Consider the following 11,355-nt stretch of genomic DNA (forward strand, 5'->3'; position numbering starts at 1 on the left):
GGGGTTATGGACTCGCTGCCGATAACCAGAATTTGTAAAGTATCGTTTGCTCTGTCAATCAACCTAAACTATCTGATGATGTGAAAGCAATCTTTTTTTATTAAGATGATTTTATTTCACGCATGATAACCCATGTGGTTCGGGGCTATCCTCTTATTCAGATGAATCATTGCTGGCGTGGAATTTGTAAGCCGTATATTTAGCTTGTTACGCCTTGGTATTATCCTGATTTGAGGGTAATTTGGCATGATGAATGGAAGACGACTCGGCCGAAGCCCAATGGCTTAGGAGCCTGAGCCATGAGTTTTTACTGCACAGGCAGGAGAGCAGATTGATGAAAAAGGTCGCTATCATAGGTTTAGGCTGGTTGGGAATGCCGTTGGCCCAGTCCTTGCTGCGGCGTGGCATTCAGGTGGTAGGGAGCAAAACAACGCCTGACGGTGTAGATGCAGCCCGCATGAGCGGTATTGAGTGTTATCAGTTGGTTCTGACGCCGGAGCTGATTTGTGATCCGGAAGATTTACCACATCTTTTCGATGCTGACGCCTTGGTCGTGACCTTGCCCGCTAGCCGCACCGCAGAGGGGGGCGAAAACTATTTTCTGGCGGTGCAGCAGGTGGTTGATAGTGCTCTGGTTTATGGTATTCCACGCATTATTTTCACCAGTTCCACCTCGGTTTATGGAGATACCGTTGGAAAAGTGAAAGAAGATTCGCCGCTGAATCCGGTTTCGGTGGCGGGGAAAACGCTGGTGGAATTAGAGCAATGGCTGCATCGATTGCCCCATACTTCTGTTGATATTCTTCGGCTTGCCGGATTGGTGGGCAATGAACGTCATCCGGGGCGTTTCCTGGCGGGAAAAACGGGCGTAAAAGGCGGTTCGCAAGGAGTGAATCTGGTTCATCAGGATGACGTGATCGCTGCCATTGAACTGCTGCTGAAGTTACCCAAAGGCGGACATACTTACAATTTATGTGCGCCTAAGCATCCGGCCAAAAAAGATTTTTACCCTGAGTTTGCCCGAACATTGCAACTCGCACCACCGGAGTTTGCTGCTGAAGAGGAAGAGCAGCCCAGCCGTCTGGTTGACGGTAGCCGGATATGCAGCGAACTGGGGTTTGAGTACACTTATCCGGATCCAGAAAGAATGCCGGTAAGCTAGTCGTTAGTGTGAAACGGTGTGGGGATCGGATTTCGGTTTGCAGTCGTTTGGTTAATCTTGAACTGGATGATATCAACCGAAATCTGATCCTTTTGACAGAGTAAAATTCAGCTTAATCCAATCTCGATCACTTGCTTAAACGCCGGACGCTGGCTGATTTGCTGATACCAACGTGCCAGATGCGGATGGTGGCTGCGTTCGATCGGTAAATTGAACCAGGCATAAGCGATGCAACCCAGAGGAATGTCTCCGACACCAAAGTGTTGGCCAGATAAATAAGGCTGTTTTTCCAATTCGCCGTTTGCAATCCCCATCAGAGCATCCCATTCTTTTATGCCCTGCTGAATCTTCTGTTTATCCTGCTGTTCCGGCGGAGTTCGTACCAAACCAACAAATGCAGCTTTGAACGGAGCGGCTAAAGCCTGAGCCCAATCCATCCATTTTTCTGCGCTGGCACGCTGTTGGATGTCTGCTAGGTAAAGTGTGCTCTTTTCGCCGTATTTCAATGCAATATAGCGGACGATCGTGTTAGATTCCCACAAAATAAAGTCGCCGTCTTGCAGGCAGGGAATCAGCCCGTTAGGGTTTAGTGAACGGTAATTTGGGTCGTCCAGCTTGCCAAATTTGCCGCCGGCATCAATTTGCTGATATTCAATGCCCAAATCTTCCAGACACCACAATACTTTTTTTACGTTGGTGGAATTGTTTCTACCCCATACTGTCAACATTGATTCCTCACTTATTGACCTGAATGATTCGGTATAATCGAAGTGTTATCGTCACTATAAGCCGGTTTCATAGCCTAAAGAAGTATGATTGTGTATCAAATACTCACCGTGCCAATGAGCGATATTCCATTCGTTGAGAATGGCGAGATCTGCCAATTGGTTATTGGGATTGATAACCGTCGCGTAATCTACAAACTCCAACATTGGCCTATCGTTTATTGAGTCGCTGTAGCCATAAGTATTGGAAAAACAGATAGGTGGCGAGTTTTTCAGCCACTCATTGATGCGCGCAACCTTACCTTCGCGAAAAGTGAGTACGCCGTAGGTATCTCCGGTAATCCGGTTATCTTCCAGCGCGACACCAATGGCCAACGCAGTATCGGCGCCTAATTGGCGAGCAATAGGTGCGACTAAATGCTCGCCGCTGGCCGAGATAATCAGAATATGATCTCCCCGCTGTCGATGCCAATCCAACTGCTCCTGCGCCTGCGGATATACTCGCGGCAAAATTTCCTGCTGAATAAAACTTTCAACCCAACCTGTCACTTCTTGTATGGAATAGCCGACTAGCGGAGCCAGCGTGGCGTGCATGTAACATTCCATGGAAAGATGACCGCGATAATAATCCTGCATCAATTCCTGTTCTTTTTTTAGCAAAGACAGCGGAGCCCGTTTTTTCGCCACTAACCAGCGCAACCACAGGCTGGCACTGTCTTCACAAATCAAGGTTTCATCTAAATCAAATAAGGCCAGGTCCATCGACTACCTCTCAATGCAATTATGACTGTTAAAGCGTGGCACTGTCGGGGGGATGAGCCTGGGCCAGGAACAACCACAGTGACAAAGCCATTAACCGTAAAGTAATCCGGTGAATGAATACTGAGTAGCGCATTGAATACACCACCTAAGAGTAAACGAAACCGCTGTTTCCTATGGCTTAGGTAATGGGTTACGGCAAAAGATTTGCTGTCTTCAATCTGTCCTTCGGCGGAAAAAGAGACAAAGAATAAGTCAAAAATGTGACCGTTTAATGGCGAAAAGCGGCATTTCGAAGGATTTTTACGGATATTCTTTACTCTTTCCGCGCACATCATTCGCCGTGAAAGAAATAACATAGAACCTAAAGATATTGGTGGCGGGCAGATTTTGCGTGTTAATTGTATATATCGTTTGGATATAGATTGTTAAGTAGATAGACGAGAATGCTCTTAATGAGAGGCGATTTTTACTCCACAAGAACCTTGTCGTCAGTCTGTTTTCCCCACAGCTTAGGAGCAGATTATGTTTGTTATTCGTTTGTATTGTTGTCCGGTATTCATGGGTTCTGAGCAGGATAAAACGCGGAATAATCATACTATCGGAGTAAAAAATGAGTCGCCAACCAACCTCTTACCGTCTACCTCTTCTGGATCTGTCTCAGCTTAAGCGCGGAGAAACGCAGCGCCAGGCATTTTTGACCGAATTACGCCATGCTGCGCGAGATATTGGCTTTTTCTACCTGACCGGACACGGAGTCGATCCCGAGCTGTCACGGCAAATTCAGAACCTTTCCCGACGTTTCTTTAACTTACCCACCGCCGATAAACTGGCGGTGGAGATGGTGCATTCCCCTCATTTTCGCGGATATAACCGAGCCGCTTCGGAGCTGACCCGCGGGCAACCAGACTGGCGCGAACAGTTTGATATCGGCGCGGAGCGTTCACCTTTGGAACTGCGTCCGGAAACGCCCGGTTGGGCGCGTTTACAGGGGCCAAATCAGTGGCCGCCAGCTTTGCCGGAATTGAAGCCTCTATTGCTACAATGGCAAGCAGAGATGACTCAAATGGCGCTGCATTTGCTACAGGCTTTTGCGCTGGCGTTGGAACTGGACGAACACGCTTTTGATGAGCTTTATGGCGATAAACCTAATGAGCATATCAAACTGATTCGCTATCCGGGGCGGGAAACTACCCAAAGCGGGCAGGGGGTGGGCGCTCATAAGGATTCAGGCTTCCTGAGTTTCTTGCTACAGGACCACCAAAAGGGGTTGCAGGTTGAGGTGGAAGACGGCTTATGGATTGATGCCGAGCCGTTGGAAAACACTTTTGTTGTCAACATCGGTGAGTTGCTGGAGCTGGCGACCAACGGTTATCTGCGCGCGACTGTGCATCGGGTTGAAACGCCGCCGGCGGGTGTCGATCGTCTGTCTATTGCCTTTTTCCTTGGGGCGCGTCTGGATGCAGTGGTGCCCTTGTATCAGTTGCCCGAACATTTGGCGGCTGAGGCCAACGGTCCCGCTAGCGATCCGCTCAACCCGCTATTTCGGGACGTCGGCGTTAACTATTTGAAAGGGCGCTTACGTTCCCATCCTGATGTAGCTCAACGCTACTACCCGGATGTGTTAGCCGCTGCCGAACTAACGATAGCTTAACCCTATTGCTGATAACCGAATAAATTGCCTGAGGTAATAACGATGAATAATACGTTTGCAATGGGTTTCGCGCGTACCGCGCTGATCACGACGCTGGCATTTTCCCTTTCTGCTCAAGCTTATGCGGCAAATGCCTTACGGGTGGCTGCCGATCCGGTGCCTCACGCCGAGATTTTACAGTTTGTGCAGACATTGGATCCGTCGCTGAATCTGAAGGTGATTGAAATTCCGAACGGTGTGAATTCTAACGAACTGTTGGCACATGGCGATGTGGATGCCAATTATTTCCAGCATGCGCCTTATCTCCATTCACAGGAACAGGCGCTAGGGCAAAAATTTGCCATCGTCGCGACGGTTCACGTGGAGCCGCTGGGTATTTATTCCCATAAGTATAAAACTTTCGCCGACGTACCGGAAAAGGGCACGATCGCCGTACCCAATAATGTTACTAACCTGAGTCGCGCTCTATATTTATTACAAGATCAGGGTCTTATCACGCTAAAAGCAGGATTTACCGATCCGGCTAAACATCAGGCTACGCCGAAGGATATTGCCGGTAATCCCAAGCAATTGAAGGTGCTGGAAATAGAATCGCCGCAGATTCCTCGTTCGCTGGACGATGTTGATTTGGCAGTCATTAACGGAAATTACGCGTTAGAGGCGGGGTTAAATCCAGCGAAAGATGCGCTTGGGCTGGAAAAAGCCGCTAGCAATCCTTATGCCAATATTCTGGTGACGACGCCTGCCTTAGAAAATGATCAACGTATCAGACAGTTAGTTAGAGATTTACAGTCGCCGCAGGTGGCTAAGTTCATCGCCGAAAAGTATGCCGGATCAGTCATCCCTGTGGTCGCCGTGGACAGTAAATCATGATCGCCATCGAACGGCTGAGTAAAACCTATCAGCATGCTGGGCAGCCGATGGTTGCCCTACAGGATATTTCGCTGACGGTGCCTACCGGTTCGGTGTTCGGCATAGTGGGGCGCAGCGGCGCGGGGAAAAGTACCTTAATCCGTTGCTTAAATTTGTTGGAGCGGCCCAGTTCAGGCCGTATTCAGCTTGATGGCCGCGAATTGACCACTCTTGGTGATAAAGCGCTGCGCGTCGAGCGTCAGAATATTGGTATGATTTTTCAAAATTTCCATCTGCTGCACTCGCGCAATGTCAGCGACAACGTAGCGGTGCCGCTGGAAATTATCGGCATAGGAAAAACCGAGCGAAAACGGCGAGTTACCGAGCTGTTGGCGTTGGTCGGATTATTGGATAAAGCCGAGGCTTTTCCCTCCCAGCTTTCCGGCGGGCAAAAACAGCGGGTAGGTATCGCTAGGGCGTTGGCGGCCAAACCGAATTATCTGCTGTCTGACGAAGCGACCAGCGCGCTTGATCCGGAAACTACCGCTTCTATTCTGGCGTTGCTTAGAAACATTAATCAGCAATTAGGTTTAACCATAGTGCTGATTACCCATGAACTGGAAGTGGTGAAATCCATCTGTCATTACGCGGCATTGATGGAGAAAGGCCGAGTGATTGAAACCGGCGCTATTGCAGATTTGCTGGCTGATCCTGCATCACGCCTTGGAAAATCACTGTTGCCGACTTGCGGCAGCGAGCTGTTGAGCGGTACGCCGGTAGCGGAATTGACCTTCTTCGATACGTTATTGGCTTCGCCGGTGTTAAGCGCATTGGCGCATCAGCATGCGGTTGGCGTCAGATTGCTGGGCGGCGGCGTAGAATCTATTGGCGGTCAACGGGTTGGGCGTTTGCAGGTGGATTTTAGTCATCCGGAAGGCGGGTTAAATCTGGCTGAAGTGCTGCAATTTCTAAACGAACGCGGCGTGAGGGCGGAATTGATATGAGTAACGGTATGGATTGGCAGGAATTAGTGGATTTGATCACAAATGCCACCGGTGAGACTTTGTATATGGTGATATTGGCCACGTTCTTCACCTTAGTAATCGGTTTACCTTTGGGTATTCTGCTGTTTATATCCCGTAAAGACGGCGTTTTTCCCCTATCGCGTATCAATGCTTTGATTGGCGCAATCGTGAATCTGGGGCGTTCCATGCCGTTTGTGGTGCTGTTGATCGCGTTGATTCCGGTTACCCGCTGGATCATCGGCACCACGCTAGGCAGTACGGCGGCAGTGGTGCCTATTACTTTAGGTGCCATTCCTTTTTTTGCCCGCGTAGTCGAAGCGGCATTGGACGAAGTGGATAAAGGGCGTATCGAAGCGATTTTATCTATGGGCGGTTCGGCGTGGCACGTCATCCAGAAGGTTTTACTGCCGGAGGCTCTACCGGCGCTGTTAGCTGGGGTGACGTTAACGGTAGTGATGCTGGTGGGATTTTCTTCCATGGCAGGCGTGATAGGCGGCGGCGGACTGGGCGATTTAGCCATTCGCTATGGTTATCAGCGATTTAATAATGAAGTGATGGTTGCCACCTTAGTGGTACTGGTGATTTTGGTTCAGGGAGTACAAAGTCTGGGCGATCGCTGGGTGAGGTCTTTAGCGCATCGACGCTAATATAACGCGTTTTAACCACTCAAACCCATACCAGCCCGCAGGCCACGCGGGCTGTTGTATTTCTCTTATGCTGACACCGCGGCGTTTTATTTCCAAAATGGTCGATTATAGTCACGCTTAATATCACTGCGGCTCATACCAATATCCCGTAGCTGGGTTTCAGTGAGTCTTTGCAGCGTATGCATTGCCAGCCGCCGTTGGTTCCAATCATACAAAGCATTCCCTATTTTTAGGCTGAAACGCAGTAAAACATTTCGCCGATTTTCTTTATCCTGTGATTGGGGTGAATGGCATTTATCCATCTGATTATTAACCATATTGCTCATAGCTCGTGACTCCTTATCGGTGGAATATCAGCATGAGGCTTTGGCTAAAAACATTACAGATGCAAATAGGGACTATTATTTCCATACAGATGTGAGATAAATGAACTGAATGGTGAGAAATTGCGCCATCTGTACTGGTTATCAATTTTCAGGTGGTGCTATTTGTGACACGTTATCAACAATTGGCTGATATTCTCAGCGAGCGTATTGAACAGGGTTTGTATTCTTGTGGTGAACGTTTACCTTCCGTCAGACTGCTAAGCGAGGAGCACGGCGTTAGCATCAGTACGGTCCAGCAGGCTTATCGTTCTTTGGAAAAGTGTCTATTGATAGAGGCCAGAGCCAAATCTGGCTATTTTGTGCGCGGGAATCCACGCCGTCCGGAACTGCCTGCGGTTTGCCGCCATGCTCAGAGGCCGGTAGAAATCTCGCAGTGGGAACACACGCTGGCATTTCTCCATGACAGTACCGAAGAAGACGTATTGCATTTAGGCTCAGGTACGCCCGATAGTTCAGGCCCCGGCTTAAAGGTGCTCAGTCGGTTGCTTAGCCGCATCAGTTTGCACCAAAGTGAAGCCATCATGGCTTATGGCAGTTTGCAGGGAAGCCTGATTTTGCGCGAGCAAATTGCCCGCCTGATGCTGGATAGCGGCAATCACCAGTCAGCGGAAAATATTATTATTACCGCCGGTTGCCACGGTGCTTTAGCGATTGCCTTGGGGGCGGTATGTCAGCCTGGGGATATAGTCGCCGTTGATTCACCCAGCTTTCATGGCGCCATGCAAAGTCTGAAAGGCATGGGGATGAAAGTGATTGAAATCCCAACGGATCCGGTGATCGGCATTAGTCTGGAAGCGTTGGAAATGGCGCTGGAACAGTGGCCGATCAAAGCCGTTCAGCTTACCCCCACCTGCAATAATCCGTTGGGTTACAATATGCCGGATGGGCGTAAAAAAGCCTTACTCACTTTGGCTCAGCGTTACGATATCGCCATTATTGAAGACGATGTTTACGGTTCGCTGGCCTACCAATATCCGCGACCGGCGACTATTGCCTCGTTTGACGACGATGGACGAGTGTTACTGTGCAGCTCATTTTCCAAGACGTTGGCTCCGGGGCTGCGCGTTGGCTGGATTGCGCCGGGGCGCTATTTAGAAAAAGCGTTACATATTAAATACATTACTGCTGGTCGAACCCCTACGTTACAGCAATTGGCGGTAGCGGAGTTTATTCGACAGGGAGATTTCACTCAGCACCTGCGACGGATGCGCCGTCAGTATCAGCAAAATCTCGATATTATGACCCATTGGGTGACCAAATATTTTCCGCCCAGCACTTGTCTGAGTCGGCCGCAGGGCGGTTTTATGCTGTGGGTAGAACTGCCGGAAGGGTTTGACTCTTTGCGCCTTAACCGCATTTTATTGCCTCACAAAGTGCAGATCGCCGCCGGTTTTATCAGCTCGGCGTCGGGGAAATACCGTAATTCTCTGAGGCTATGTTTTAGCAAACCGATGACGGACGAAATTGAGCAAACGGTTAAATTGGTAGGAAAAACGGTCAGTGAAATACTGGCGGAAGGTTAAAAAACCGATTGATAAACGGCCCGATAGCAGGCCGTTGGTGACTGAGATCTATTCTGGCTGGGATTAACCCGCCAATGCCTGCGCTAAATCGGCGATCAGGTCTTCGGTATCTTCAATTCCGACGGAAAGACGTAATAACTGCGGCGTAATGCCGTGTTTAAGGCGAATATCCAAGGGTATCGAAGCGTGGGTCATGCTGTAAGGAAGGCTGATTAGGCTTTCAACACCGCCCAAACTTTCCGCTAACGTAAACAGATGAGAACGTTTAATCACTTCGCGGGCATACTCGGGTTCGCCTTTCAGCCGCACGGCGATCATGCCGCCAAAACCGGACATTTGCTGACGCGCCAACTGATGCTGAGGATGACTTTTCAACCCCGGATAATACACCGCTTCCACCTGCGGTTGCTGTTCCAGCCACTGAGCGATATGCAACGCGCTTTCATTGTGGCGTGCCATACGCAACGCTAGAGTCCGCAGGCCGCGCAGCGTCAGGAAACTGCTGAACGGATCGAGAATCCCGCCTACCGCATTGTGTAAAAAACCGAGTTGTTCCGCTAATTCTGAGTTATTTCCTACCGCAGCGACACCGGCTACCACGTCCGAATGGCCGTTCAGATATTTAGTGGCTGAATGCACCACAATATCAAAACCCAAATCCAGCGGGCGTTGGATGTAAGGCGAGGCAAAGGTGTTATCCGCCACGCTGATTAATTGATGTTTTTTAGCAATTGCGGCGATGGCGGCCAAATCAGCCAGTTTTAGTAACGGATTGGTGGGCGTTTCTACCCAAATCATTTTAGTATCTGGTTGAATCGCCTGTTCCAGCGCGGTGGTATCCGCTGGTGAAACGTAGGTTACGCGCAGGCCAGCGGTGCGATTGCGCACTTTTTCCAGCAGGCGATAAGTGCCGCCGTACAGATCGTCCACGGCGACAATATGGCTGCCCTGATCCAATAACTCTAACACCGTCGAACAAGCCGCCAGACCGGAGGCAAAAGCGTAGCCTCGCGTGCCGTTTTCCAGCTCAGCAATGGCCTTTTCCAACGCGCTGCGGGTCGGATTGCCGCTGCGGGAATATTCGTAGCCGGTATGCTCTCCCGGTGCGGGTTGAGCGAAAGTGGAGGTCGCGTAAATCGCGGGCATCACTGCGCCAGTGCTGTCTGGGGTATAACCGGCGTGTACAGTCAGGGTGTCAAACTTTGCCATAATAAGGTCCTTGAAATATAAATTAAGCCAGTGCCTGGCGGCGGGCATTTAGCACATCGGTGCGGGTAATCAGGCCGAGAAGACGCTCCCCGTCCAGCACGATAGCCACATGTCCCTGATCGAATGTGGTGAGCAAGTCGGTGTAACTCGCTTCTTTCTGTAAGGTCTTTACCTGCCGCGTCATTGCTTCGCTGGCCGGTAAATTGAAATGGCGGGCATCTTTTTGCACGCTATTAAGCAAATCCCATTCGTCAATCAAACCGACGACGCGTTCGTTTTCCAGTACCGGTAGTTGGGAAATATCGTAAAGACGCATACGAGCATGAACTACCGCCAGCGAATCTTGCGGTGAAACCGAAACGGTAGCGCCGTCCTCGTGGCTATAGGTGATGTAATCGCGCAGATCGCCGTGCTTCGGGCGAGTCAGTAAACCCTGTTCCAGCAGCCAGTAATCGTTAAACATTTTCGAAAGATATTTATTGCCACTATCGCAAACGAAGGTGACGACGCGTTTCGGCTCGGTTTGTTCCTGACAATAGCGCAGGGCAGCCGCTAGCAGAGTTCCGGTGGAGGAACCGGCCAGCACGCCTTCTTCTTGCAACAGACGGCGGGCGGTGGCAAAGGCTTCCGCATCATCGATTTGGTAGGATTTCGTAACCTGCGAGAAATTGCTAAGGGGGGGAATAAAATCTTCACCAATGCCTTCCACCAGCCAGCTACCGGCTTCTCCGATCCGATCTTTCGCGACGTAATCCGCCAAAATAGAGCCTAACGGATCGGCCAGAACAAATTGAGTATTGGGGGCCACTTCGGCGAAATACTGGCTTAAACCGCTAAGCGTTCCGCTGGAACCAACGCCAACCACGATAGCATCTACCTGACCTTCCATTTGTTCGAATAATTCTGGGCCGGTGGCGTTACGGTGAGCCGCAGGGTTGGCCGGATTATTAAACTGATCTATATAAAACGCGCCGGGTATTTCCTGTGACAGTCGTAGCGCGTAATCCTGATAATAGGCCGGATGGCCTTTACCCACGTCGGAACGAGTCAACAGCACCTGCGCGCCCAATGCTCGAAGATGGAAGATTTTTTCTTGGCTCATCTTGTCCGGCACTACCAGAATCAGTTTGTACCCTTTTAATGCCGCGACTAACGCTAATCCCAAACCGGTATTACCCGCGGTGGCTTCGATAATGGTACCGCCCGGCTGTAAATCACCGTCACGCTCTGCCTGTTCAATCATTGATAGCGCCACGCGATCTTTAATCGAGCCACCGGGGTTCTGGTTTTCCAGTTTCACAAACAGCTGACAAGGACCAGTATCAAAGTGCGTGAGTTCCAGCAGGGGAGTGTGTCCAATAAGATCGATGACTGAACGCGGGATTGCCATAACTGCTCCAGAAGCCAAAAGAA

Annotated in this window: 11 protein-coding genes; 6 read left to right on the plus strand and 5 right to left on the minus strand. The window is 50.1% G+C overall.

Annotated features, from left to right (window positions below; genetic code table 11):
* The first annotated feature begins 334 nt into the window (after positions 1-334).
* Positions 335-1,162, plus strand: a complete 828-nt coding sequence (locus tag DBA33_RS06880) for an SDR family oxidoreductase (RefSeq protein WP_064512776.1) — start codon at positions 335-337, stop codon at positions 1,160-1,162.
* Positions 1,163-1,269: 107 nt separating this feature from the next.
* Here the strand turns inward: DBA33_RS06880 and DBA33_RS06885 are convergent, their stop codons facing one another.
* Entirely contained in the window at positions 1,270-1,890 is a 621-nt protein-coding gene (locus DBA33_RS06885; RefSeq protein ID WP_120805987.1) for a glutathione S-transferase, read from the minus strand.
* Positions 1,891-1,944: 54 nt separating this feature from the next.
* Positions 1,945-2,649, minus strand: a complete 705-nt coding sequence (locus DBA33_RS06890; protein WP_120805988.1) for an HAD family hydrolase — start codon at positions 2,647-2,649, stop codon at positions 1,945-1,947.
* A 610-nt stretch (positions 2,650-3,259) separates the two neighbouring features.
* Here DBA33_RS06890 and DBA33_RS06895 point away from each other — a divergent pair.
* The 4 genes from DBA33_RS06895 to DBA33_RS06910 are packed head-to-tail and all read left to right on the plus strand — an operon-like array spanning position 3,260 to position 6,824.
* Entirely contained in the window at positions 3,260-4,300 is a 1,041-nt protein-coding gene (locus DBA33_RS06895) for an isopenicillin N synthase family oxygenase (protein WP_064512781.1), read from the plus strand.
* Between the two features lie 42 nt (positions 4,301-4,342).
* Positions 4,343-5,173: a MetQ/NlpA family ABC transporter substrate-binding protein gene (locus tag DBA33_RS06900; protein WP_120805990.1), complete on the plus strand. Its 831-nt coding sequence runs from the start codon at positions 4,343-4,345 to the stop codon at positions 5,171-5,173.
* Entirely contained in the window at positions 5,170-6,156 is a 987-nt protein-coding gene (locus DBA33_RS06905) for a methionine ABC transporter ATP-binding protein (protein WP_120805992.1), read from the plus strand. Before DBA33_RS06900 ends, DBA33_RS06905 begins: the two co-directional genes overlap by 4 nt.
* The gene (locus DBA33_RS06910; RefSeq protein WP_064512787.1) at positions 6,153-6,824 is read left to right on the plus strand and encodes a methionine ABC transporter permease; all 672 of its coding nucleotides are present in this window, start codon (positions 6,153-6,155) and stop codon (positions 6,822-6,824) included. Before DBA33_RS06905 ends, DBA33_RS06910 begins: the two co-directional genes overlap by 4 nt.
* A gap of 86 nt (positions 6,825-6,910) precedes the next feature.
* On the opposite strand, the gene DBA33_RS06915 is transcribed toward DBA33_RS06910, so the two are convergent.
* Positions 6,911-7,150, minus strand: a complete 240-nt coding sequence (locus tag DBA33_RS06915; protein ID WP_064512789.1) for a DUF1127 domain-containing protein — start codon at positions 7,148-7,150, stop codon at positions 6,911-6,913.
* 164 nt (positions 7,151-7,314) lie between these two features.
* Here DBA33_RS06915 and DBA33_RS06920 point away from each other — a divergent pair, with 164 nt between their 5' ends.
* Positions 7,315-8,733, plus strand: a complete 1,419-nt coding sequence (locus tag DBA33_RS06920) for a PLP-dependent aminotransferase family protein (protein ID WP_120805994.1) — start codon at positions 7,315-7,317, stop codon at positions 8,731-8,733.
* Between the two features lie 63 nt (positions 8,734-8,796).
* On the opposite strand, the gene DBA33_RS06925 is transcribed toward DBA33_RS06920, so the two are convergent.
* Positions 8,797-9,942 (minus strand): PLP-dependent aspartate aminotransferase family protein, encoded by a 1,146-nt coding sequence (locus DBA33_RS06925; protein ID WP_064512793.1) that lies wholly within the window; start codon positions 9,940-9,942, stop codon positions 8,797-8,799.
* Between the two features lie 22 nt (positions 9,943-9,964).
* A complete protein-coding gene (locus tag DBA33_RS06930) occupies positions 9,965-11,332 on the minus strand; it encodes a cystathionine beta-synthase (RefSeq protein WP_120805996.1) in 1,368 nt (455 codons plus the stop codon).
* Between the last annotated feature and the right edge of the window lie 23 nt (positions 11,333-11,355).

It is taken from the genome of Yersinia sp. IP36721 (assembly GCF_003634395.1).
Classification (GTDB): domain Bacteria; phylum Pseudomonadota; class Gammaproteobacteria; order Enterobacterales; family Enterobacteriaceae; genus Yersinia; species Yersinia entomophaga.

Bases quoted from the DNA above. Each gene is read 5' to 3' on its own strand.
- DBA33_RS06930 (WP_120805996.1), bottom strand. From the start codon at position 11,332: ATGGCAATCCCGCGTTCAGTCATCGATCTTATTGGACACACTCCCCTG.
- DBA33_RS06910 (WP_064512787.1), top strand. From the start codon at position 6,153: ATGAGTAACGGTATGGATTGGCAGGAATTAGTGGATTTGATCACAAAT.
- DBA33_RS06890 (WP_120805988.1), bottom strand. From the start codon at position 2,649: ATGGACCTGGCCTTATTTGATTTAGATGAAACCTTGATTTGTGAAGAC.
- DBA33_RS06900 (WP_120805990.1), top strand. From the start codon at position 4,343: ATGAATAATACGTTTGCAATGGGTTTCGCGCGTACCGCGCTGATCACG.
- DBA33_RS06915 (WP_064512789.1), bottom strand. From the start codon at position 7,150: ATGAGCAATATGGTTAATAATCAGATGGATAAATGCCATTCACCCCAA.
- DBA33_RS06880 (WP_064512776.1), top strand. From the start codon at position 335: ATGAAAAAGGTCGCTATCATAGGTTTAGGCTGGTTGGGAATGCCGTTG.
- DBA33_RS06895 (WP_064512781.1), top strand. From the start codon at position 3,260: ATGAGTCGCCAACCAACCTCTTACCGTCTACCTCTTCTGGATCTGTCT.
- DBA33_RS06905 (WP_120805992.1), top strand. From the start codon at position 5,170: ATGATCGCCATCGAACGGCTGAGTAAAACCTATCAGCATGCTGGGCAG.
- DBA33_RS06885 (WP_120805987.1), bottom strand. From the start codon at position 1,890: ATGTTGACAGTATGGGGTAGAAACAATTCCACCAACGTAAAAAAAGTA.
- DBA33_RS06925 (WP_064512793.1), bottom strand. From the start codon at position 9,942: ATGGCAAAGTTTGACACCCTGACTGTACACGCCGGTTATACCCCAGAC.